General features: G+C 61.4%; 24 protein-coding genes. 17 read left to right on the forward strand and 7 right to left on the reverse strand.

The window, feature by feature from the left end; translation table 11 throughout:
• The first annotated feature begins 21 nt into the window (after positions 1–21).
• Entirely contained in the window at positions 22–987 is a 966-nt protein-coding gene (locus tag V1471_RS02230; protein ID WP_434286672.1) for a LysR family transcriptional regulator, read from the forward strand.
• A gap of 65 nt (positions 988–1,052) precedes the next feature.
• On the opposite strand, the gene V1471_RS02235 is transcribed toward V1471_RS02230, so the two are convergent.
• Positions 1,053–1,412 (reverse strand): rhodanese-like domain-containing protein, encoded by a 360-nt coding sequence (locus V1471_RS02235; RefSeq protein ID WP_434286673.1) that lies wholly within the window; start codon positions 1,410–1,412, stop codon positions 1,053–1,055.
• Positions 1,413–1,641: 229 nt separating this feature from the next.
• Between V1471_RS02235 and uvrA the strand changes: the two genes are divergently transcribed.
• Positions 1,642–4,485, forward strand: a complete 2,844-nt coding sequence (gene uvrA, locus V1471_RS02240; RefSeq protein ID WP_434286674.1) for an excinuclease ABC subunit UvrA — start codon at positions 1,642–1,644, stop codon at positions 4,483–4,485.
• A complete protein-coding gene (locus V1471_RS02245) occupies positions 4,478–4,897 on the forward strand; it encodes an NUDIX hydrolase (RefSeq protein WP_434286676.1) in 420 nt (139 codons plus the stop codon). Before uvrA ends, V1471_RS02245 begins: the two co-directional genes overlap by 8 nt.
• Here V1471_RS02245 and V1471_RS02250 read toward each other — a convergent pair.
• Both V1471_RS02250 and serS read right to left on the reverse strand, forming a co-directional pair.
• Entirely contained in the window at positions 4,869–5,588 is a 720-nt protein-coding gene (locus V1471_RS02250) for a hypothetical protein (protein WP_434286677.1), read from the reverse strand. The genes V1471_RS02245 and V1471_RS02250 overlap by 29 nt on opposite strands.
• A 75-nt stretch (positions 5,589–5,663) precedes the next feature.
• On the reverse strand, positions 5,664–6,956 hold the full coding sequence (serS, locus tag V1471_RS02255; protein WP_434286678.1) for a serine--tRNA ligase: 1,293 nt from the start codon (positions 6,954–6,956) through the stop codon (positions 5,664–5,666).
• Positions 6,957–7,117: 161 nt separating this feature from the next.
• On the opposite strand from serS, the gene V1471_RS02260 reads away from it, so the two are divergent.
• The 10 genes from V1471_RS02260 to V1471_RS02305 all read left to right on the forward strand — a co-directional run bounded on the left by V1471_RS02260 (position 7,118) and on the right by V1471_RS02305 (position 14,155).
• On the forward strand, positions 7,118–7,516 hold the full coding sequence (locus V1471_RS02260; protein WP_434286679.1) for a VOC family protein: 399 nt from the start codon (positions 7,118–7,120) through the stop codon (positions 7,514–7,516).
• 135 nt (positions 7,517–7,651) lie between these two features.
• Positions 7,652–7,978, forward strand: coding sequence for a preprotein translocase subunit YajC (yajC, locus tag V1471_RS02265; protein ID WP_434286680.1), 327 nt, complete (start codon positions 7,652–7,654; stop codon positions 7,976–7,978).
• Between the two features lie 75 nt (positions 7,979–8,053).
• Positions 8,054–10,681 carry a protein translocase subunit SecD gene (secD, locus tag V1471_RS02270; RefSeq protein WP_434286681.1) on the forward strand — a complete coding sequence of 876 codons (2,628 nt, stop codon included), beginning with the start codon at positions 8,054–8,056 and terminating at the stop codon, positions 10,679–10,681.
• 81 nt (positions 10,682–10,762) lie between these two features.
• Positions 10,763–11,116, forward strand: a complete 354-nt coding sequence (locus V1471_RS02275; protein ID WP_434286682.1) for an Mth938-like domain-containing protein — start codon at positions 10,763–10,765, stop codon at positions 11,114–11,116.
• Between the two features lie 44 nt (positions 11,117–11,160).
• A complete protein-coding gene (gene ccmA, locus V1471_RS02280; protein WP_434286683.1) occupies positions 11,161–11,781 on the forward strand; it encodes a heme ABC exporter ATP-binding protein CcmA in 621 nt (206 codons plus the stop codon).
• Complete coding sequence (gene ccmB / locus V1471_RS02285) at positions 11,778–12,434, forward strand: heme exporter protein CcmB (RefSeq protein WP_066709042.1); 657 nt, start codon at positions 11,778–11,780, stop codon at positions 12,432–12,434. The genes ccmA and ccmB overlap by 4 nt, the downstream gene beginning before the upstream one ends.
• 60 nt (positions 12,435–12,494) lie before the next feature.
• The gene (locus V1471_RS02290) at positions 12,495–13,241 is read left to right on the forward strand and encodes a heme ABC transporter permease (RefSeq protein ID WP_434286684.1); all 747 of its coding nucleotides are present in this window, start codon (positions 12,495–12,497) and stop codon (positions 13,239–13,241) included.
• Entirely contained in the window at positions 13,238–13,393 is a 156-nt protein-coding gene (gene ccmD / locus V1471_RS02295; RefSeq protein WP_066709038.1) for a heme exporter protein CcmD, read from the forward strand. Before V1471_RS02290 ends, ccmD begins: the two co-directional genes overlap by 4 nt.
• Positions 13,386–13,925, forward strand: a complete 540-nt coding sequence (locus V1471_RS02300) for a DsbE family thiol:disulfide interchange protein (protein ID WP_434286685.1) — start codon at positions 13,386–13,388, stop codon at positions 13,923–13,925. The genes ccmD and V1471_RS02300 overlap by 8 nt, the downstream gene beginning before the upstream one ends.
• On the forward strand, positions 13,922–14,155 hold the full coding sequence (locus V1471_RS02305) for a hypothetical protein (protein ID WP_434286686.1): 234 nt from the start codon (positions 13,922–13,924) through the stop codon (positions 14,153–14,155). The genes V1471_RS02300 and V1471_RS02305 overlap by 4 nt, the downstream gene beginning before the upstream one ends.
• 63 nt (positions 14,156–14,218) lie before the next feature.
• Here the strand turns inward: V1471_RS02305 and V1471_RS02310 are convergent, their stop codons facing one another.
• On the reverse strand, positions 14,219–15,496 hold the full coding sequence (locus V1471_RS02310) for an O-acetylhomoserine aminocarboxypropyltransferase/cysteine synthase family protein (protein WP_434286687.1): 1,278 nt from the start codon (positions 15,494–15,496) through the stop codon (positions 14,219–14,221).
• 369 nt (positions 15,497–15,865) lie between these two features.
• Here V1471_RS02310 and arsC point away from each other — a divergent pair, with 369 nt between their 5' ends.
• A complete protein-coding gene (arsC, locus tag V1471_RS02315; RefSeq protein WP_434286688.1) occupies positions 15,866–16,207 on the forward strand; it encodes an arsenate reductase (glutaredoxin) in 342 nt (113 codons plus the stop codon).
• On the opposite strand, the gene V1471_RS02320 is transcribed toward arsC, so the two are convergent.
• Complete coding sequence (locus tag V1471_RS02320; protein ID WP_434286689.1) at positions 16,191–16,943, reverse strand: helix-turn-helix transcriptional regulator; 753 nt, start codon at positions 16,941–16,943, stop codon at positions 16,191–16,193. The two genes, arsC and V1471_RS02320, sit on opposite strands and share 17 nt — an antisense overlap.
• A gap of 105 nt (positions 16,944–17,048) precedes the next feature.
• Between V1471_RS02320 and V1471_RS02325 the strand changes: the two genes are divergently transcribed.
• The 3 genes from V1471_RS02325 to V1471_RS02335 are packed head-to-tail and all read left to right on the forward strand — an operon-like array spanning position 17,049 to position 19,217.
• Positions 17,049–17,675 carry a glutathione S-transferase family protein gene (locus tag V1471_RS02325; RefSeq protein ID WP_434286690.1) on the forward strand — a complete coding sequence of 209 codons (627 nt, stop codon included), beginning with the start codon at positions 17,049–17,051 and terminating at the stop codon, positions 17,673–17,675.
• Between the two features lie 57 nt (positions 17,676–17,732).
• The gene (locus V1471_RS02330; RefSeq protein WP_434286691.1) at positions 17,733–18,350 is read left to right on the forward strand and encodes a flavin reductase family protein; all 618 of its coding nucleotides are present in this window, start codon (positions 17,733–17,735) and stop codon (positions 18,348–18,350) included.
• 39 nt (positions 18,351–18,389) lie between these two features.
• On the forward strand, positions 18,390–19,217 hold the full coding sequence (locus V1471_RS02335) for a heme-dependent oxidative N-demethylase family protein (protein WP_434286692.1): 828 nt from the start codon (positions 18,390–18,392) through the stop codon (positions 19,215–19,217).
• On the opposite strand, the gene V1471_RS02340 is transcribed toward V1471_RS02335, so the two are convergent.
• Entirely contained in the window at positions 19,218–19,928 is a 711-nt protein-coding gene (locus V1471_RS02340) for a tetratricopeptide repeat protein (RefSeq protein ID WP_434286693.1), read from the reverse strand.
• 111 nt (positions 19,929–20,039) lie between these two features.
• The gene (acnA, locus tag V1471_RS02345; protein ID WP_434286694.1) at positions 20,040–22,787 is read right to left on the reverse strand and encodes an aconitate hydratase AcnA; all 2,748 of its coding nucleotides are present in this window, start codon (positions 22,785–22,787) and stop codon (positions 20,040–20,042) included.
• Between the last annotated feature and the right edge of the window lie 48 nt (positions 22,788–22,835).

The following is a 22,835-nucleotide window of genomic DNA, read 5'->3' on the forward strand; positions in this document are numbered from 1 at the left end:
AGGTCATGTAATCTGACGCACATGACGGATTGGGATTCTCTTCGATATATTCTCGCGGTGGCGCGTGAGGGCGGGCTTTCGGGCGCCGCCCGCATCCTTGGTGTGAACCATGCCACCGTCTCGCGACAACTCGCCAAGGCGGAGGATGCCGCAGGCGTGCGCTTCTTTACGCGGCTGGCCTCCGGGCTTCAGCCGACGGAAGCCGGGCAGGTGGCCATTGCCCATGCCGAAGAGGTCGAGGCGCGCATGGTGGCGCTCGACATGGCGCTCGCGGCCCGGGACGAGACCGAGGAAGGCGAGCTCAAGATCACCATTCCGCCCCTGATGGCGGAAGATCATTTTGCCGAAGACATCAAGGAATTCAAAGCGCTGCATCCGGGGATCGACATCCAGATTCTGGGCGCGACCGAGGTATTGAACCTGCACCGGCGCGAGGCCGATGTGGCGATCCGGGTCACGCAATCGCCCGAAGAAAGCCTCTGGGGCCGGATGGTGACGCCGCAACGTGCGGGCTGGTTCGCCTCTCCCGGATTTGTCGAGCAATATCGGGATACGATCGAGCGCCGGGATGCAGAGACGCCGCTGCCTTATATCGCGTTTTCGACCTGGGTGAATTCGGCGCCGGCGGGGCTGTTCTCCGACCTGCCGCCCGCGCGCGTGGCGCTCAAGACCGACGATATGGTCTCCGCGATGTCCTTTGCCCGGCAGGGCATGGGCATGGTGCGGACCTCGCATCTTCTGGGCTCTTCCGATCCTGCTCTGGTACGCGTGCCGGAGTTGGCCCTCTCGGACCACATCCCGATCTGGGTGCTGACCCATCCCGATTTGCGCCATGTGCCGCGCGTGACCGAGTTCATGCGGTTTATCGCGGCGCGGTTCACCGCGCGCCGGTCGCTCTACATGGGGCCGGACAAGGTGTCCGCCAACACCGCGACCCGCGCGGATGGCGCGAAGCTTGAGGGCACGCTGTCGGAAACCGTGGAATAAGACGGGGATGACCCAACAAAAAAGCGGCCACTCAAGGGCCGCTTTTGTCGTTTTGGTGACCCGTCTCAGACGTTGACGATTTCGCCGCCGCCGGAGACCCAGTTGTGCAAACCGCCGAGGTTCTGCACATCCTCATGTCCCAAAGATTTCAAAAGACGCACGCCGCCGGACGACCGCGCCCCGGAGGCACAATAGAGCACTTTCGTGGTCTTGGTGTCCTTCATCTGCGGCAGGCAGGAGGGCGATTTGGGATCGCATTTCGCCTGAAGCTCCTGCAACGGGATATGCAGCGCGCCTTTCGCGGTGCCGGACATATGCAGCTCCATACCGTCGCGCACGTCCACGAGCACGGTGGTGCCTTTGGCCATGCCCGCCTTGACCTCTTCGACGGAGATTTTCGAGCCGCCGCCAAACAATCCAAACATGTCAGCTTTCCTTCGCAGTCATTTCTTGTTGATTGCGCCTGTTCTAGACAGAGGTCAATGGGGCGTCTGTGATGAAATCACGGAAACTCGAAGCGCTGCTGTCGCAAAGCCGTGATCGGTGAAAAACCGGGCAGGGGGTACGATTGTTCTTGTTGTGTTCTCAATTTCCTGTTGGAACACCGCGCGGCCTCCACTAGATATGAGGGCAGAATCCGAGTGGGGTGTCTTCATGGCCGAGTTGAAATTCATCGAAGTGCGCGGTGCGCGCGAGCACAATCTCAAGAATGTGGATGTGGACATCCCGCGCGACGAGTTGGTGGTGATCACCGGGCTATCGGGATCGGGCAAGTCGTCTCTGGCGTTTGATACGATCTACGCGGAGGGCCAGCGGCGCTATGTCGAAAGCCTCTCGGCCTATGCGCGGCAGTTTCTCGATATGATGGGCAAGCCCGATGTGGATCACATTTCGGGCCTCAGCCCGGCGATTTCCATCGAGCAAAAGACCACCTCGAAAAACCCGCGCTCGACCGTCGGCACGGTGACGGAGATTTACGACTATTTGCGGCTTTTGTTCGCCCGCGCTGGCACGCCCTATTCGCCCGCAACCGGCCTGCCCATCGAGGCACAGCAGGTGCAGGACATGGTCGACATCACGATGCGGATGGAGGAGGGCACCCGCGGCTATCTTCTGGCCCCCATCGTGAGGGATCGCAAAGGTGAATATCGCAAGGAATTTCTGGAGCTTAGAAAGCAGGGCTTTCAGCGGGTCAAAGTTGACGGGGAATTCTACGAGTTGGATGAGCCGCCGACGCTGGACAAGAAATTCCGTCACAACATCGACGTGGTGGTGGACCGGATCGTGGTGCGCGAAGGCTTGGAGACGCGGCTGGCGGACAGCTTGCGCACAGCGCTCGATCTGGCCGACGGGATCGCCATTTTGGAGACCGCGCCGGAGCGCATCACATTCTCGGAGAATTTCGCCTGTCCGGTGTCGGGCTTTACCATCCCTGAAATCGAACCGCGTCTGTTTTCCTTCAACGCGCCCTTCGGCGCCTGTCCGCATTGCGACGGCTTGGGGGTTGAATTGTTCTTCGACGAACGCCTCGTGGTGCCCGATGCGGCGTTGAAAATTGCCGACGGGGCGATTGCGCCATGGCGCAAAGGCAAGACGCCCTATTTCCTGCAAACCATTGAAGCGCTTGCGAAACATTACGGGTTCAAACCTTCGACGCCGTGGAAAAACATCGACCCGAAGATCCAGAAGGTGTTCCTTTATGGCTCCGGCGAGGAGGAGATCAAATTCCGCTATGACGATGGCGGGCGGGTTTACGAGATCGAGCGCAGTTTTGAGGGGGTGATCCCCAATATGGAAAGGCGCTATCGCGAGACCGACAGTAACTGGGTCCGCGAGGAATTCGAACGCTATCAGAACAACCGGCCCTGCGGCCATTGCCATGGCTACCGGCTGCGCGAAGAGGCTCTGGCGGTGAAAATCGCGGGCTTGCATGTCGGGCAGGTGGTCGAGAAGTCGATCAAGGAGGCCTATGCTTGGATCGACGGGGTAATGGACACGCTTAGCCCGCAGAAACAGGAGATCGCGCGGGCCATCGTCAAGGAAATCCGCGAACGGCTTGGGTTCCTGAACAACGTCGGCCTCGAATACCTGACCATGAGCCGAAATGCCGGTACGCTTTCGGGCGGGGAGAGCCAGCGCATTCGCTTGGCCTCGCAGATCGGGTCCGGGCTTCAGGGCGTGTTGTATGTCTTGGACGAACCCTCCATCGGGTTGCACCAGCGCGACAATGACCGTCTGATCGGCACGCTCAAGAACCTGCGCGATCAGGGCAACACGGTTGTGGTGGTCGAGCATGACGAGGACATGATCCGCGAGGCCGATTACGTCTTCGATATGGGGCCGGGGGCGGGCGTTCATGGCGGGGTCGTCGTCGCCAAAGGCACGCCCGAGGAGATCGAAAAAGACCCGGCCTCGATCACCGGGCAGTATCTCGTTGGCACCCGCGAGATCGCCGTGCCGAGTGAGCGGCGCAAGGGCAATGGCAAAGTGCTCAAGGTGGTGAAGGCCACGGGCAACAACCTGAAAGACGTGACGGCAGAGTTCCCGCTTGGCAAATTCGTTGCCGTCACGGGCGTGTCGGGCGGAGGAAAATCGACGCTGACCATCGAGACGCTTTATAAGAACGCGGCGATGAAGCTGAACGGCGCGCGCGAGACGCCTGCGCCCTGTGAGACGATCAAAGGCTTTGAGCATCTCGACAAGGTGATCGACATCGACCAGCGCCCGATTGGTCGCACCCCGCGCTCGAACCCGGCCACCTATACCGGCGCCTTTACCCCGATCCGCGACTGGTTCGCGGGCCTGCCGGAGGCGAAAGCGTGCGGATATAAACCCGGTCGGTTCTCGTTCAACGTCAAAGGCGGGCGGTGCGAGGCCTGTCAGGGCGATGGCGTGATCAAGATCGAAATGCATTTCCTGCCAGACGTTTACGTCGAATGCGAGACCTGCAAGGGCAAGCGGTACAATCGCGAAACGCTGGAGGTGCAGTTCAAGGGCAAGTCGATTGCCGATGTCTTGGATATGACCGTCGAGGACGCGCAGGAGTTCTTCAAAGCCGTGCCCTCGATCCGCGAAAAGATGGATGCGCTGATGCGCGTTGGGCTTGGTTACATCAAGGTCGGGCAACAGGCGACGACGCTTTCGGGCGGCGAGGCGCAGCGCGTGAAACTGTCGAAAGAGCTGTCGAAACGCTCGACGGGGCGGACACTTTACATCCTCGACGAACCGACGACAGGGCTGCATTTCGAGGACGTGCGCAAGCTTCTCGAAGTGCTGCATGAGTTGGTGGATCAGGGCAATTCCGTTGTGGTGATCGAGCACAATCTCGACGTGATCAAGACCGCCGATCATCTGATCGACATCGGCCCCGAGGGTGGCGATGGCGGCGGGCGGATCGTCGCGACCGGCACGCCCGAAGAGGTGGCGGAGATCGAGACCTCGCACACCGGGCGCTACCTCAAGCCGCTTTTGGAGCGGGCAAAGGCACGCCATGAGTAATCAGCCGAAACTCGCGGTTCTTGCGGTCTGTCAGAAGAACGGGAAATTCCTCATGGTCGAACGCGGCAAGGCCCCCGCGCGCGGCACATGGGGGTTCCCGGGCGGGCATGTGGAATTTGGCGAAACGCTGGCCGAGGCGGCGGCGCGGGAGCTTCAGGAAGAGACCGGCGTGGTGGCGACTGCGGGTGAGGTGATTGACCACGTTGAGTTGATCGAAGCGGGTGCCTACCACTTTCTGCTCATGGCGGTGTGCTGTGACTATGTGTCAGGCGAACCCGTGGCCGCCGACGATGCAGCGGATGTGGATTGGATGAGCCTCGACGATCTTTTGACCACCACGCGGGAGCTGTCTCAGGACGTGACCCGGGTGGCTCAAAATGCGGTCAAGGCGCGGGCCGGTTCCACGCTTTGACCGCAAAAGCCAAAAGCACAATCGCGCCGACCCCGGCCAGGCCCGCAACGCCCCATTCCGTGCCCCAGTTTTTCACCACGATGGCCACGAGCGCCCATGCAACCCCCAAAGGGTAAAGCGGGGCGTCGGGGCGCAGGCGGGTTCCGACATAGGCCACGACGAGCGCGCCGATGAGGCAGAGATAGGCCCAGCCAACATCGCTAAGGATCACGCCATAGCCCGCACCGATATAGCCCAGAGAGGCGAAAGACGCCGCCGTCAGCCAGCCTGCGAACAGCGCATTGGGCGCGCGGGCGAGCCATGGATCGAGCACAGGGGCCTGCACCATCGCGATCAAGGCACAAAAGAGCATGAGAAAGATCATCACGGTCGCGATCACCGGGTTCATCGTGGCGACGGTCAGCCATGGTGTGCCAATCAACAGAGCCAGAATAAGCGGCGGGCGCATGGGGACCCAGTCGGGCGCGTCATGGCGTTTGAGGCCGATGACGGCGGAGACGATGAGCCAGATGTAGATCACGCCCCAGATCGAGAATGCGTACCCCGCCGGGCCGACGGGCGCGTCGCCTTGGGGGATCGGGAAGGCATTCGGGTCATAGCCGCGAAAGTCGGGGGCGAGCAAAGGCCCGGCGATGGCAAAGGCGAGGGCTGCGGCGAGATGTAGGAGGGCGATGAGGCGTGTTTTGGTCATGGCGCTGATATAGAACGAAAAACGGCGCCGGAAAGGGCGCCGTTTCTTTTGAGTATTTTTCGCAGCAAAGGAAACTTAAGCGAGCTGGCCGTCTGCGGTGAGCGTCAGCTTACCGTTCAGGTAGCGCGAGAGCACCTCGGGCAGGGTGACGGAGCCGTCGGCGTTCTGGCCGTTTTCCAGGACCGCGATCAGGCAGCGGCCAACCGCGAGGCCGGAGCCGTTCAGAGTATGGACGAACTCGGGCTTGCCGCCGTCCTTCGGTTTGAACCGGGCGTTCATGCGGCGCGCCTGATAATCGCCTGCGGTCGAGACCGAGGAGATTTCGCGGTATTTGTCCTGACCGGGCAGCCAGACTTCGATGTCATGGGTGCGCTTCATGCCAAAGCCCATGTCGCCGTCGCAGAGTTTCACGGTGCGATAGGGCAGGTTCAGCGCTTCGAGAATGTTCTGGGCCTGCGTGGTCATGCGGGTATGTTCGGCCTCGCTGTCGTCCGGGTGGACGATGGAGACCATTTCGACCTTCTCGAACTGGTGCTGGCGCAGCATGCCGGCGGTGTCGCGGCCCGCGGAGCCGGCTTCCGAGCGGAAACATTGGGTATGCGCCGCATAGCGCATCGGGAGATCGGCCTCGTTCACCGTCTCGCCATTGACGAGGTTGGTGAGCGTCACTTCGGCGGTCGGGATCAGCCACCAGCCATTGGTGGTTTTATAGCTGTCCTCGCCGAACTTCGGCAGCTGACCTGTGCCATACATCATCTCTTCGCGGACCATCACCGGGGTGATCGCTTCGGTCAGCCCATGTTTGTCGACATGGGTGTCGAGCATGAACTGCGCCAGCGCCCGGTGAATGCGCGCGACCGCGCCTTTGAGCACGACGAACCGCGCGCCGGAGATTTTGGCGCCCGCTTCGAAATCCATGCCTTGGACGACACCGGCCAGCTCGTAATGCTCTTTCGGGGTGAAATCGAAGGTTGCGGGCGTGCCCCAGCGGTGAATTTCGACGTTGTCGTTTTCATCCGCACCGACCGGCACGTCATCGTAAAGCACGTTCGGGAGCGCCATCAGCATCTCGGCGAGGCGCGCGTCCTCTTCCTTTGCCTCGTCGTTCAGTCGGGCGATTTCTGCCTTTTTATCGGCCACGAGGGCACGCAGGCGCTCGAACTCGGCCTCGTCGCCTTTCGCCTTGGCGGCGCCGACCTCTTTCGAGGCTTTGTTCTGCTCGGCCTTGGCCTCTTCTGCGGCGGCAATCTTGGCGCGGCGGTCTGCGTCGAGGGCCAGCAGGCCGGAAGACACCCCGGACAAGCCGCGGCGGCTCATGGCAGCGTCGAACGCTTCGGGGTTTTCGCGAATGGCCTTGATGTCATGCATCGGACTGGTCCTCGGGGTTGGTTGGTTTGGGCGCGGTTATGCAACAGGGGAAGAGAGGAGGGAAGGGGGATTTCGGGCAATCCACGTGGGGAATCCGCTTCGGCCCCTTGCTCTTGGAGCGGTTTGTGCACATCTAAGCAAAAACCGACGATGAGGGACCCATGCCAGCCAAAGCCATTCACTCCTGTATCCGCGTGCTCGACGAGGCGCGCTCGGTTGCGTTTTATGAGGCGGCGTTTGGGCTCACGGTGGCCGACAAGCTCGATTTCCCGGACTTCGCGCTGATCTATATGTCGAACCCGCTCTCGGAGTTCGAGCTTGAACTGACGATCAACAAAGGCACTGCTGAGCCTTACGATCTTGGCACTGGTTACGGGCATTTTGCCGTGTCGGTCGAGGACCTCGACGCCGAACATGCGCGGATGTCAGAGGCAGGTCTCACTCCCGGTAACATCGTCGATTTCGCTCCCGCAGGCACGCGCGTGGCGAAGTTCTTTTTCATCACCGACCCGGATGGCTACAAGATCGAAGTGATCCAGCGCGGCGGGCGGTTCAAATAAGCTTCTAACGAGCGCGTGACCTAAGGTCGGGCCCGGCTGGACAAGGCCAAATCCCGCCTATAGGGTGCGCGGCGACTTTCATGGGGTGGGAAGACCTGCCCCCACAGACACACAAGTGACACAAAGGACCAACAGATGTTCGTGACCCCCGCCTATGCGCAGGCCGCAGGTGCCGCCCCCAACCCGGTGATGTCTTTCGCGCCGCTGATCCTGATCTTCGCGATCATGTATTTCCTGATGATCCGCCCGCAGCAGAAGAAGATGAAACAGCACAAGGCGATGATCGAAGCCGTGCGCCGTGGCGACGAGGTTGTGACCGCCGGTGGTATCATGGGCAAGGTGGCGAAGGTGCGTGAAGACGGTTTCGTCGAGGTCGAGATCGCCGAGGGCGTGAAGGTGAAGGTGCAGAAAGCCACCCTCGCCAATGTGGTTTCCAAAACCGAACCCGCTGCGGACGCCTGATCTGCGCGCGTGAACATACAAGGCCCGCCACCCGCGCGGGCCTTTCCCTTTTGAAAGACGTCTCAGGACATTCCCATGTTGCAAATGCCTCTCTGGAAACGGATCGTCATCTGGGGGCTCGTGGCCCTCGGTCTTCTCGCCGCCTTGCCCAACGCGTTCTATCCGCGGGTCGAGGGGCATAACGACGCCATCGCGGCGATCGAGAAGTCCGGCGAGACTCCGGAGCGTGCCGTGGCGCGCGATGCCTGGCCGTCTTTCCTGCCCTCCTCTCTGGTGAACCTCGGCCTCGATCTTCGCGGGGGCGCGCATCTCTTGGGCGAGGTGCAGGTGGAAGAGGTCTATGCCTCGCGCATGGATGCGCTCTGGCCGGAGGTGCGTGACGCGCTGCGCGACGAGCGCGACACTGTGGGGACGATCCGCCGTCTGGATGCGCCTGCGGGCGAGCTGCGGGTGCAAATTTCGGAAGCCTCCGGTATGGAAACCGCGTTGGCAGCGGTGCGCAAACTCGGCACCTCCGTGGTTTCTCTGACCGCAGCGGGCGAAAAGGACATTGCGGTGTCTGCCGTCAATGACGTGATCACGGTTCAACTGTCTGACGCCGAAAAGGCCGCGACCGACGACCGGACGATGCAGCAGACCTTGGAAATCATTCGCCGCCGGGTCGACGAGGTCGGCACCCGCGAGCCGACGATCCAGCGTCAGGGCGAAGACCGCGTTCTCATTCAGGTGCCGGGCATCGGGTCCGCCGCCGAGCTGAAATCGCTGATCGGCACCACCGCAAAACTGACCTTCAACCCGGTTGTGGGCCGCACCACCAACCCGGATGAGGCCCCCGGCGCGCGCAATTTCATCGCGCCTTCGGTCAACGAGCCGGGCATTTACTATATTCTCGAACAGACCGCCGTGGTGTCGGGCGACGAGCTGACCGACAGCCAACCCGCCTTCGACCAGAACGGGCGGCCTTCGGTGACCTTCCGCTTCAATCCGACCGGTGCGCGCAAGTTCGGCGATTATACCGCCGCCAACGTCGGCGCTCTGTTTGCCATCGTGCTCGATAACGAAGTCATTTCCGCGCCGCGCATTCAGGATGCGATCCGCGGCGGGTCGGGCCAGATCACCGGCTCCTTCACCGTCGAGGAATCGACCGAGTTGTCGGTTCTGCTGCGCGCAGGGGCGCTTCCGGCCAAGATCAACTTCCTCGAAGAACGCACCATCGGGCCGGAGCTCGGTGCCGACAGCATCGAGGCCGGTAAGATCGCGACCATGGTCGCTTTCGCTGCCGTGCTGATCTTTATGGCGGTGGCCTATGGCCTCTTCGGCATCTTCGCCAACCTCGCGCTGATCATCAACGTCGGGCTTCTGTTTGGCTTGCTGTCCTCCATCGGCGCCACGCTGACCCTGCCGGGGATCGCGGGGATCGTGCTGACGGTCGGGATGGCGGTGGATGCCAACGTGCTGATTTTCGAACGCATCCGCGAGGAGCTGAAGAATTCGAAATCCACCGCGCGGGCGATCGAGCTTGGTTATGAAAAGGCGCTTTCGGCCATTGTCGACGCCAACATCACGACGTTCATCACCGCTGCGATCCTGTTCGTCATGGGCTCCGGTCCGGTCAAGGGCTTTGCCGTGACACTGACTTTGGGGCTGATCACCTCGGTTTTCACCGCGATCTATGTGACGCGGGCGATGGTTGTGATGTGGTACGGGCGCAAGAACCGCAAGGGCTGGACGCTTAAGGGCGTGCATCTCGTGCCCGCCGACACCGCGATCGATTTCTTCAAACGCTCCAAGATCACCTTCGGCTTGTCGACCGTGATGGTCGTGGTGGCGCTGGTGTCCTTCATTTCGCTGGGGCTCAATTTCGGCATCGACTTCAAGGGGGGCACAACGATCCGGACCCAGTCCGAATCCGCCGTGGATGTCGGCGAATATCGTGCCGCGCTCTCGACGCTGGGTCTTGGCGATGTGTCGATCACCGAGGTCTATGACCCGAATTTTGCCGAGAACCAGCATGTGTCGCAAATCCGCATCCAGGCCCAGGACGAGGTTGAGGCGATTACGCCGGAAACTGTGCAAAAGGTCGAGGATGCGTTGAAAGTGGTCGATCCGTCGATCACCTTCCCCTCCGTCGAATCCGTCGGGCCGAAGGTCTCGGGCGAGCTGATCTGGACCGCGGTCGAGGCCGTAGCTGCCGCCATGGCCGCCGTGCTGTTCTACATCTGGCTGCGGTTCGAGTGGCAATTTGCTGTGGGCGCCGTGGTGGCGCTTGTGCATGACGTGGTGATCACCATCGGGGTGTTTGCATTGTTCGGTATCCAGTTCGACCTGACGATCATCGCGGCGCTTTTGACCATCGTCGGGTATTCGCTCAACGATACGGTGGTGGTGTTCGACCGGGTGCGTGAGAACCTGCGCAAGTACAAGAAGATGGATCTTGGCAGCGTGCTCAACATGTCGATCAACGAGACCCTGTCGCGGACCGTGATGACCTCAGGCACCACGTTGATTGCGCTGATCGCGCTTTTGGCGCTGGGCGGTGACGTGATCCGGGGCTTCGTCTTCGCGATGACGCTTGGCGTCGTGGTCGGGACCTGGTCGTCGGTGTTCGTTGCCTCCAACATCCTGTTGTGGCTCGGCGTCAAACGCGACTGGGACAAGAAAGAGCCGACCCCCGGCATTCAAACCGATGGCAGCGCGGTTTGACGCGCGCGCGGGATTGAGTATTTTAAGCACAAAGGAGAGGCTCGCGCGTGTCGCGGGCCTTTTTCGCCAGAGGAGGATGCCATGCAGTTCAACGAGATGCCGTTTCAGGATGCCGTACCGGTCGATGGTTACGGGCCGAACATGTTTCGTGTCGGCGGCAAGGTCTATGAGGGGGCGGTGCTGATCTGTGGCGAACAGGTGATCCCCTGGGGCGGCTACGCCGACACCGAGGCGTTGCTGGAAATCCGTGCGAGGGTCGATTTCGTCATCGTCGGCACCGGTGCGGAGATGACCCATCTGCCGCAAGCCTTCCGCGCGCCGATGGACGCGGCGGGGGTGGGGCTTGAGCATATGGCCACGCCCACGGCGGCGCGCACCTATAATGTGCTGGCCTCTGAGGGGCGTCGCGTCGCGGTGGCATTGCTTCCGGTTTGATCCGGATCAGATCAAAATTTTAGAATCGCTTTAAAAAGGCGCCCATGAGTTTGATTTCCGTGAAAGATCTGACCGTCTCCCGGGGCGGTATGCCGGTCCTCGAAGGGCTGAATTTCACCGTGTCTCCGGGCGAGATCATGGTGCTGCGCGGACCGAACGGGGTGGGCAAGACCACGCTTTTGCGCACGCTCGCACGTCTTCAGCCGCCTTATGCGGGCACGGTGGAGGCGGCGCCCGATGCGGTGGCCTATGCGGCCCATGCGGACGGATTGAAGGCGACGTTGACTGTCTCGGAAAACCTCGCCTTCTGGGCCGGGGTTTATGGCGGGCATGACATTGCGCCTGCGTTGCGGGATTTCAATTTGGAGGCCTTGCGGGATCGCCCCGCCGGGAACCTGTCCGCCGGGCAGAAACGCCGTTTGGGGCTGGCGCGGCTCATGGTGACGGGGCGTCCGGTCTGGGTGCTGGATGAGCCGACCGTGTCCTTGGATGTGGCCTCCGTCGAGCTTTTCGCGAACGCCGTGAAAACCCATGTGGACGCGGGCGGTGCGGCGGTGATTGCGACGCATATTCATCTCGGCTTCGAGGAAACCGTGTTCGATGTGACGCCCTACAAGGCCCGCCACGATGTCATTCGCAACGATTTTGACGAGAGCTTCCTATGATCCGGCTGTTCTGGCGTGACATCACTCTGGCGTTTCGTTCGGGCGGCGGTTTCGGGCTTGGCCTCGGGTTTTTCCTGATCCTCGTGACCCTCGTGCCCTTTGGCGTCGGGCCGAATGCGGAGATGCTTTCGGCCATTGCGCCGGGCATTCTCTGGGTCGGGGCTTTGCTGGCCTGCCTCCTGTCGCTCGACCGCATTTTTGCGCTCGATTTCGAAGACGGTTCGCTCGATCTTCTGGCCACCGCGCCGATCCCTCTTGAAGGTGTCGTCGCGATGAAGGCCTTTGCCCATTGGATCACCACGGGTCTGCCCTTGGTGATCGCCGCGCCTGCGCTCGGCCTTTTGCTGCATCTCGACAGCGCCGCCTATCGCTGGCTGATCGTCACGCTTTTGATCGGCACGCCCGCGCTGTCTTTCATCGGCGCTTTCGGGGCGGCTTTGACCGTGGGGCTGAAACGCGGCGGGCTGCTTTTGAGCCTTCTGGTCCTGCCGCTCTATATTCCGACGCTGATTTTCGGCGCGGAGGTGGTGCGGCGCGGGGCCGGGGGCTTTCTCGTCGGGACGCCGCTTGCGATGCAGGCGGGGATCACGCTCGGGGCCGTGGCCTTGCTGCCCTTTGCCGCAGCGGCGGCCATTCGTGTCGCTTTAAGGTGAGTTGAGATGTGTCGCGCTTCCGCTTAGGCTGGCGCGGATCATTGGGGAGAGAGACAGCTTATGGCCATCAACTGGAATGCCTTCTGGGAATGGGCAAATCCACGGAAATTCATGTGGTGGACCGACCGTGCGCTGCCCTATTTCGCCGTGCTCGCTGCGGTGATGTTCACGACCGGGCTGGTTTGGGGCTTTTTCTTCACCCCGGATGACTATCGTCAGGGTGCGACGGTGAAGATCTTCTATCTCCATGTGCCTGCCGCGATGATGGCGATCAACATCTGGGCGATGATGCTCGTCGCCTCTCTGATCTGGATCGTGCGGCGTCACCATGTGTCGGCTTTGGCCGCGAAATCCGCCGCCGCCATTGGCATGACCATGACGCTGATCGCGCTGTTCACCGGGGCGATCTGGGGCAAGCCGATGTGGGGGACCTATTGGGAATGGGACCCTCGGCTGACCTCGTTTCTGATCCTGCTGCTGTTCTATCTCGGCTATATGGCGCTTTGGGAAGCGATCGACAATCCGGACACGGCGGCCGATCTGACCTCCGTGCTCTGCCTCGTCGGTTCGGTGTTTGCGATCCTCTCGCGCTATGCGGTTCTCTTTTGGAATCAAGGGCTTCACCAAGGGGCTTCGCTGTCGATGGACGCCGAAGAGAACGTGGCTGATGTCTATTGGTATCCGGCGCTGGTGGCGATTGCGGGGTTCATCCTTCTGTTCGTGACGCTGGTGCTTTTGCGCACCCGGACGGAGATTCGTGCGCGCCGTCTGCACGCGCTGGATATGCGGGAAAGGGCGCAGCAATGATGCCGGATCTTGGGAAATACGCGGGCGATGTCCTGATGGCCTATGGGGTGACGCTGCTGTTGTTGGCAGCGCTGATCTGGCGCTCACTGGCGCGCTCCGCGAAAATGAAACGTCTTTTGAAAGAGGCCGAGGAGCGCCGCAACCATGGCTAAGATCAACCCTCTCGTCGCTCTGCCGCTGGTGTTGTTCGGCGGTCTTGCATGGCTGTTCATGTTCGGTATGGAGCGCGACAACGCCGAGCAACTGCCAAGCTCGCAGATCGGACGCACCGCGCCCTCCATCGCCTCGGTGACACCGCTGGGCGAGCTGCCGCCGCTCACCGACGAGATGCTGCGCGACGGCAAGGTCAAGCTGGTGAATTATTGGGCCTCGTGGTGCGCACCGTGCCGGGTCGAACACCCGCAACTCGAGGTCCTGGCCGAGGAGGGCATCACGATCTATGGCATCAATTACAAGGACGAGGCAGGCAACGCCCTGAAATTCCTTGGAGAGTTGGGCAATCCCTATGCCGCCATCGCACAGGACGAACCGGGCCGCACGGCGCTGGAATGGGGCGTCTACGGTGTGCCGGAGACCTATATCATCGACGGCGAGGGCAAGATCGCCTACCGGTTCGCCGGGCCGATCACGGCGGAGATCGCGGAGAAATATATCAAGCCGGAGATCGCGAAGGCGGCGGAGTGAAACAGAGGTTTGGTGCCTTCCTCATGGTGTTCGGTGCGGTTCTGATCCCGCTGATCGCCTATGGGACATATTGGTTGATCGCCATGGGCTGCGGCATGAACACCACGGGTTGCTCGCAATCTACGGGAGACATGCTGTTGATTATGCTTATCTTCTGGCCTTTTTGGGTGCTGCTCCTCATCGCCGTGGCGGTCATCTGGATCGGTTGGCGATTGTCCCGTACACAATAGGTTGTCGCAAAGAAAAACCCGCCGAAGCTCGGCGGGTTTTGCATTTTTACCTGTATGCGGGGATCAGCTCAGTGCCTGATCCAGATCGGCGATCAGGTCGTTGGCATCCTCGATCCCGATCGAAAGCCGCAGGATGTTCGGACCGGCGCCGGCTTTGATCAGCCCTTCCGGGGAAAGCTGACGGTGGGTCGTCGAGGCCGGGTGGATGATCAGCGAGCGGGTGTCGCCGAGGTTCGCCACATGGGAGAACAGTTCGAGCTTCGACACGGTCTCGACACAGGCGTCATAGCCGCCCTTCAAGGCCACGGTGAACAACGCACCGGCGCCGCGCGGGCAGATCCGAGTCATCCGATCATAATAGGGCGAGGAGGGCAGACCGCCATAGGTCACCGCCTCGACACGCGCGTCGCCTTCGAGCCAGTTGGCGATCTCGCGCGCGTTCTGGACGTGCTTCTGCATGCGCAGCGACAGGGTTTCGATCCCCATCAACGTGTAATGCGCCGCCTGTGGGTTCAGCGTCATGCCGAGATCGCGCAGCCCCACGGCGATGCCATGGATGGTGAAGGCGAGCGGGCCGAAAGTGTCTTGGAAATCAAGACCGTGATAGGCCGGTTCCGGTTCGGAGAGCGACGGGAACTTGCCGGAGGCCGCCCAGTCGAATTTGCCGCTGTCGATGACGCAACCGCCCATCACCGTGCCGTTGCCGGTGAGGAATTTGGTCATCGAATGCACGACGAGCGTCGCGCCATGTTCGATCGGGCGGCACAGGTAAGGTGTGGCCGAGGTGTTGTCGACGATCAGCGGAATGCCTGCCGCATTGGCGATTTCGGCCAGCGCGTCGAGGTCCATGATCGCCCCCGAGGGGTTGGCGAGGCTTTCGCAGAACAGCGCCTGCGTGTTGTCGTCGATGGCATCGCGCACCGCATCGAAATCGTCGAAATCGACGAATGTTGCGGACCAGCCGAAGCGCTTGAATGTCTGGGTGAACTGGGTGAGCGTGCCGCCGTAAAGCCGGGTGGAGGCGACGATGTTCTTGCCCGGTGCCATCAGCGGGAACAGCGCCATGATCTGGGCCGCGTGACCGGTGGAACAACACACGGCACCTGCACCGCCCTCAAGTGCTGCCATGCGATTTTGCAAAGCGGAGATTGTCGGGTTGGTCAGGCGGGAATAGATGTAACCGACCTCTTCGAGGTTGAACAGACGCGCCGCGTGGTCGGCGTCTTTGAACACATAGGCGGTGGTCTGGTAAATCGGCACCTGACGCGCGCCAGTGGCCGGGTCTGGGGCGGTGCCCGCATGCACCTGAATGGTGTCAAAGCCTTGTTTTCTTTCGGACATCTTGTCCTCCCAAATCGTAAAATCCCTGCGACATTACGCCCGGGGTGGGAGGGTTTCAACCGTCAGACTGTTCAGGAAGATTATGAGGCGGAGATGCGACGGACCGGGGCGTGCCGCAAGGCTCGCGCCTCATGTCCTGCGGCGGCTCAGCCGTTCATCATCAAGATGAAGAAGGACAGCAGCAGCAGGAGTTCTGTTGCGGGAAGGGGGATGTCGGCAAAGATCTGTTTCATGCCTCTAGCAATAGGCGGTAAAGGTTAATTGGACATCACCTGAATCGAGGTGGATCGGAAACATTCTGTTTCTTCTTTGTTCCCGGGTGCGCGCACGCAGAGGTGCGCCGCGAAAAAGGTCTGAAAAGAGGTCGACATGACACGCATCTATCACAATCCCCGCTGCTCGAAATCGCGCGAAACGCTAAATCTGATCGAGGCGGAGGGGATTACGCCCGAGGTCGTGCTTTATCTGGAGACGCCGGTGTCGCGGGAGACGCTTGCGGAACTGGTGCGCCGTTCCGGCCTGCCCGTGAGTGCGTTTCTGCGGGCGAAAGAGGCGGAGGCGAAAGAGCTCGGCATCACGGCCAAGTCCGATCCTGAGGCGATCCTCGATGCCATCGCGACACATCCGCGGCTGATGGAGCGCCCGGTGGTTGAGACCGAGAAGGGCGTTGCATTGGGACGACCGCCGGAGGCCGTCAAAGCGGTGCTGTGAGCCTTTCCTCGGCCATGATTTTCCGCCCCTCTTCGCAATAGGGGGAGATCGCGTATCGGGTTCGGAGTTCGGAAATATAGTCGCGCAGCATCGTCACACGGTGTGGACGAAAGGACCCTTCGGCCCAATCGAGGGACTGGATCGAACCGACAAGAAACTGGCGAAACGCCCCGCGCAACCGGCAATGCGCCAGCAGCATCAGCTCCTCATCGAGATAGACAATGGCCAGCGGCCATATCTCGCGCAGAGTGTCGCGGCCCTGCCGGTCGCGATAACCAAGCCTGAGCGCACGTTCCTGCCAACAGGCTTGTCGGATCAGGGAAAGATCGGCTTCGTACTGTTTTTGTGGCAAATACCGATGAACTAACCCCACGGAATGTTCGATTTGTGCTCGCTTTTCTTCGGGCAAACTGGCGGTAATTTTAGCCAGAGCATCGCGCGCCGCCTGTGAGAGCGCCGGATCGCCCCGCAAGCGCACCTCCGAGAGGCCAAGGACCAGCGCCTCGATCTCGATCTGGCTCAGACTTTGCGGCGGCAGGGCGTAATCCTCGGTCAGCGTATAGCCAAACCCCGCCTCGCCCTCGATCCGCGCGCCGGAGGCCCGAAGCGCGTCGATGTCGCGATAGAGCGTGCGCTGCGACACGCCCAGTTCGCGCGCCAGATCCCCGGCGGTCACCGGCGGGCGCAGGCTGCGCATGAGATGCATCAGGCGAAACAGACGATCCGACTTGGCCATGGGCCCCCCTTTCGCAGCCAAAGATGCCAGAGCCCTGCTGACGGTTTCTGACAGCAGGAGCCTGACATGCTCGACCCCAGTTGCATAGCCCAGAAAGGACGTCTCATGTTGACGCTGTACCACGCCCCGCAAAGCCGCAGTTCGCGGATCATCACCCTGTTGATGGCGCTCGATGCGCTCGACCGGGTCTATATTCGCCTGACAGATATTCCGCGTCAGGACGGCTCTGGCGGGCGCGACCCGAAGAATCCGCATCCCGAAGGCAAGGTGCCGCTTCTGGTCACGGAGGAGGGCGAGGTGATCCGGGAAAGCAATGCGATCCTGCTCTATCTGACTGACCTGTTCCCCTCGGGTCTTGCGCCCGAGGTCGGTGCGCCGGGGCGGGGGGGCTATCTGAGCTGGCTGTTCTGGTATGGCAATGTGTTGGAGCCGGTCTATATGCACCAGCTCGCGCAACTGTCGCATCCGGTTTTGACCGCGTCGTTTCGCGGTATGCCGGAGGCGGTCGCCTATCTGGCAGCGGGGCTGACGGGGCGCGACTTCCTTTTGGGGGATCGTTATAGCGTGGCCGATCTGCTGATTGCCTCGCCATTCTTGTGGTTCCCCGAGGCCACGCCCGACGTGCCGTTGATCCGCGATTGGGTGGCACGCTGCGGGGCGCAATCCTGCATTGCGCAGTCCGTGGCCTTCGATGCCGAGGCCGCACAGGAGATGGGGCTGATCTCCGCCTGATGGACTTTCCCGTCGACCTCTGCTTCTCTGGCCACACCCCGGCCAGAGAGACATGAGATGCAGTTCGATTTCACCACGCTTCCCGCCCGCGACCGCTATCGTTTGCTGACGAATTTCGTCGGGCCGCGGCCCATTGCGCTGGTGACAACGGTCAATCCCGACGGCTCGCATAACGCAGCCCCCATGAGTTTTTTCAACGTCATGTCTTCCGAGCCGCCGCTGTTGGTTCTTGGGATTGCTTCGAAGCCCGAGCAGGAAAAGGACACCGCCGCCAACATCCGCCGCACCGGCGAATTTGCCATTCACATGGTGGATATGGCGCTCTCCAAGATCATGCTGATCGCCGGGCTGCCGGTGCCTTCGGGCGTTGATGAGCTGGCTTTGGCGGGCGTCGAGACCGAGCCATGTGCGATGATTTCCGCACCGAAAATCAAGGGCGCGTCCTGTGTGTTTGAATGCCGCACCGAGCAGCTTCTCGATTGGCCGAACCGGGTTTTGGTGATCGGCGAGGTGGTTCAGATGCATGTGCGGCGCGACTGTCTCGATGCCGAGGGGCGCTATGTGAACCCGGCGGTCTATCAACCGATCGCGCGGCTTCATGGCGACAATTACATCGGCTCCGACGATCAATTCGTGCTCACCGCGCCGGATATGGAGACGGTTTTCAAGAGCTGAGCGGCTGGTCTCAAGGATGCGTGCGACTGGCCTCTTCCGATGCCGCGTAAACCGGCGCAGCATCTGGCTATGGACCCGATTCTACAGACAAAACTGAGCTTTGCCCCCTGGGCCGACCCGCGCACGGCGCGGTTGCCGGGGGTGATCCCGTTTGAGCTTTCCGACTGGCTCGAAGTCGATACGGCTTACGGCGGGCAAATGGCACTCCGCGATCACCTGATCCTGACGAGGCCGGAGGAGGTTGTCGCCCTCGATGAAAGTGCCCGGCCCGCCGCGCTGGAGCTGTTCGATATGTTGCTCGGGATGTTGCCGGGGCTTGGCTTTGTGCTGTCCGAGGCGGAGGTTACGCGCCCCGATGGTGTCACAGTGCCGCTTGACCGCGATCACCCGATGCAGACGATGGGGCGGCTTTTGCAATGCGACATTTGTCTGATGCAACCCGACCCGACGGGCGAAACCGATGAAAGCGTGCTCACGGGCGGGGTGCTTTGTTTCCCCTCCGGCTGGCGTCTGCCGCAGAAATTCATGAAGCCCATGCTCCGCATTCACAAACCGATTGAGGTCTACACGCCCGATCTCGCCATGCGCGTGCAAAGGATGATGAACGGCGTGCAGGTCGGGCGCGGTTTGATGCGCGGCACCGCCTCGCGCTCTGATGCGCATCTCTGCGATCCGCGATCCGAGGGCGAGCTGCGCCACGGCACGAATACGTCGAAATACATCCGCGTCGAACGCCAAAGCCTCGTGCGCCTGCCGGAGACCCGCGCGGTGGTGTTTACCATCCACACGCAGGTGGTGCTGCCCGAAGCGTTAAGCCCGGAACAGGCCGCCGCCTTGGACGAACGCCCGATCCGGCTGGCGGACTGATTACCAGTCTTCGGCAAGCGCCAAAAACTTGGCGAGGCTCTCGTCCTGCGGGAAGCGTTTCTGTGCGGCCCTGGCGGTTGCAATCGCCTCATCCGCCCGTTCAAGACCGACCAGCGCAATCGCCTTTTGCACATGCAGGCGCGCACTGGTCTTGGCATGGAACTCCAGCCCCCGCTGCGCCACCTCAAGCGCGTCCTGCGGGCGGTCCGTCATATTCAGTGCGCGGGCGTAGAAATAGGTCACGTCCTCGCTTTCACTGTCACGATCCATCGCCTCGCCGCAATCCTCAACCGCCAACGCATCCTTGCCGAGATCAAGCCGCACCACGCAGCGCGACAGATAGCCCTGCATCGTCGGCGCTTCTTTCAGAACCCGCGTGTAAAGCCATTCCGAGGTCTTGTCATAGCCAAGCTCATGCCAGGTCCAAGCCAGCATCCGCTGCGTGTTATGCGAGGGCTCAAGACGTTTCGCCTGTCGCAAGTCTTTGAGAGATTTGCCGTTCTCGCCCAGTTGCCGCCAAGCCACCCCGCGCGCGGCCAAGGCTTCCGCGCGTTCATACTCCGACAGTTTTGTCGCCAGCACTGCCGTGCAGGTGTCTACCACCTCGACCGGGCGCGTATTGGCATCAAGACTGACACAGGTCTCATAGTCTGCATAAGCCCCCTGAGCCCAAAGCATCAGCCCGCCCGCCAAAATCGTTCCAATCCGCATCCCGTTCTCCTTTTTAAGAAAAACCTAACCCGTTTCCTTTGTTGCACAAATACTCAAAACAAAAGCCCCGCGTTTCCACGGGGCTTTGTCATCGTCTCTGGCGCGCTTTGCTTACGACTTCGCCAAATTCCGCAGCACATAATGCAGCACACCGCCGTTCTCGATATATTCGATCTCCGGCTGGGTATCGATGCGGCACTTGACCTTGATCGTCTTGGTCGACCCGTCGCCATAGGTGATCGCGCAATCGAGCGTCTCAAGCGGTTTGACCGTGTCGAGGCCCAGAATGGTGATGGTTTCGTCGCCCTTGAGGCCCAGCGTTTTGCGCGTGTCGCCGCCGGTGAATTCGAACGGAACCACGCCCATGCCGACCAGGTTCGAGCGGTGGATACGCTCGAAGCTTTCCGCGATCACGGCTTTGACGCCCAAGAGTGCGGTGCCTTTCGCGGCCCAGTCGCGCGAGGAGCCCGCGCCATATTGCTCGCCGCCGAACACGACGAGCGGCGTGCCTTGGGCCTGATAGGCCATGGAGGCCTCGAAGACCGAAGTCTGTTCCCCGTCCGGGCCTTTGGTGTAGCCGCCTTCAACCCCGTCGAGCATCTCGTTCTTGATCCGGATGTTGGCGAAGGTGCCACGCATCATGATCTCGTGATTGCCGCGCCGCGAGCCGTAGGAGTTGAACTCGCGGACCGGCACGCCGTGTTCGGTGAGGAATTTGCCCGCAGGGGTGCTTTCCTTGAACGAACCGGCCGGAGAGATGTGGTCGGTGGTGACCATATCGCCGAGGATGAGCATCACTTTCGCGTTCTCGATGTTTTTGATCGAGCCTTTCTCCGCGCCCATGCCCTGGAAGTAGGGCGGGTTCTGGATATAGGTCGACTCTGGCGGCCAGTCGTAGGTCTCGCCGCCGGAAACCTTCACGCCCTGCCATTTCTCATCGCCTTTGAACACATCGGCGTATTTCCTGAGGAAGGCCTCGCGGGTTACGGTCTTGTCGACGAGTTCCGAGATTTCGGCGTTGGTCGGCCAGATGTCTTTCAGGAAGACATCGTTGCCGTCCTTGTCCTGCCCGAGCGGTTCGGAGCTGAGGTCGATGTTCATGTCGCCCGCCAAGGCATAGGCCACGACGAGCGGCGGGGAGGCGAGGTAGTTGGCGCGCACGTCGGGGCTGATACGGCCCTCGAAGTTGCGGTTGCCGGACAGAACGGAGGTGGCGATCAGATCGCCTTCCGCGATGGCCTCGGAGAACTCGGGCGCGATGGGGCCGGAGTTGCCGATACAGGTGGTGCAGCCATAACCCACAAGGTTGAAGCCGATGGCGTCGAGGTCCTCTTGCAGACCGGCGGCCTCAAGATATTCGGTCACGACCTGAGACCCCGGCGCGAGCGAGGTTTTCACCCAAGGCTTGCGGTTGAGACCAAGCGCGCGCGCTTTACGGGCCACAAGACCCGCGCCGATCATCACATAGGGGTTCGAGGTGTTGGTGCAGGAGGTGATCGAGGCGATCACCACCGAACCGTCATGCAGATCGAAATCCTTGCCTTTGACGGCTTGCGATTTGCGCACATCGACGGATTTCGTCGCAGCGGGGCCTTCGTCCAACATATCCTTGGCGGCATCCGACACGTCGATGCCACGATAATCCGCGACCACTTTCGCGAAAGACGAGGCCGCTTCGGTGAGGGCGACATAATCCTGCGGGCGTTTCGGGCCGGAGATCGCCGGAACGATGGTGCCCATGTCGAGATGCAGCGTCGAGGTGTAGATCGGGTCGTACTCCGCCCCGCGCCAGAAGCCGTTTTCCTTGGCATAGGCTTCGACCAAAGCGATACGGTCTTCGTCGCGGCCGGTCTGGCGCAGGTAGCGCAGGGTTTCGGCGTCGATCGGGAAGAAGCCACAGGTTGCGCCATATTCCGGTGCCATGTTGGCAATGGTGGCGCGTTGTGCGAGCGGCAGCTTGTCGAGACCTTCGCCGTAGAATTCGACGAATTTGCCAACGACGCCGTGTTTGCGCAGCATTTCCACGACCTTGAGCACCAAGTCCGTGCCGGTGGTGCCCTCGACCATCTCGCCGGTGAGTTTGAAGCCCACAACCTCGGGGATCAGCATGGAAATCGGCTGGCCGAGCATGGCGGCCTCCGCCTCGATCCCGCCAACGCCCCAGCCCAGAACGGCAAGCCCGTTGACCATGGTGGTGTGGCTGTCGGTGCCGACGAGTGTGTCGGGGTAGGCGACTTCGATGCCGTCCTGATCCTTGTCGGTCCAGACGGTTTGCGCTAGATATTCGACGTTCACCTGGTGACAAATCCCGGTGCCCGGCGGCACGACGCGGAAGTTCTCGAACGCGGTCTGACCCCATTTGAGGAACTGGTAGCGCTCCATGTTGCGCTCGTATTCCCGGTCGACGTTCATCTGGAAGGCGCGCGGGTTGCCGAATTCGTCGATCATCACGGAGTGGTCGATCACCAGATCGACGGGGACGAGCGGGTTGATTTTCTTGGCGTCGCCACCGAGGCCCAGAATGCCGTCGCGCATGGCGGCCAGATCGACCACGGCGGGCACGCCGGTGAAATCCTGCATCAAGACGCGGGCCGGGCGATAGGCGATCTCACGCGGGTTCTGCCCGCCTTTCTCGGCCCACTCAGAAAAGGCCTTGATGTCATCCGTGGAGACGGAAAAGCCGCCATCCTCGAAGCGCAGGATGTTCTCCAGAACGACTTTCAACGAGGCGGGGAGTTTGGAGAAATCGCCAAAGCCGGCGTCTTGCGCGGCGGGGATCGAATAATAGGCGATTTTCTGTCCGTTCACCTCAAGCTCGCGGCGGGTTTTTGCGGTATCTTGACCGACAACAACAGTCATTTGGACCTCCGGATATGTGAAACTGCGTGGCGGAACCATCGTGATTCC

The sequence above is a fragment of the Celeribacter sp. SCSIO 80788 genome (assembly GCF_051054295.1).
Classification (GTDB): Bacteria; Pseudomonadota; Alphaproteobacteria; order Rhodobacterales; family Rhodobacteraceae; genus Celeribacter.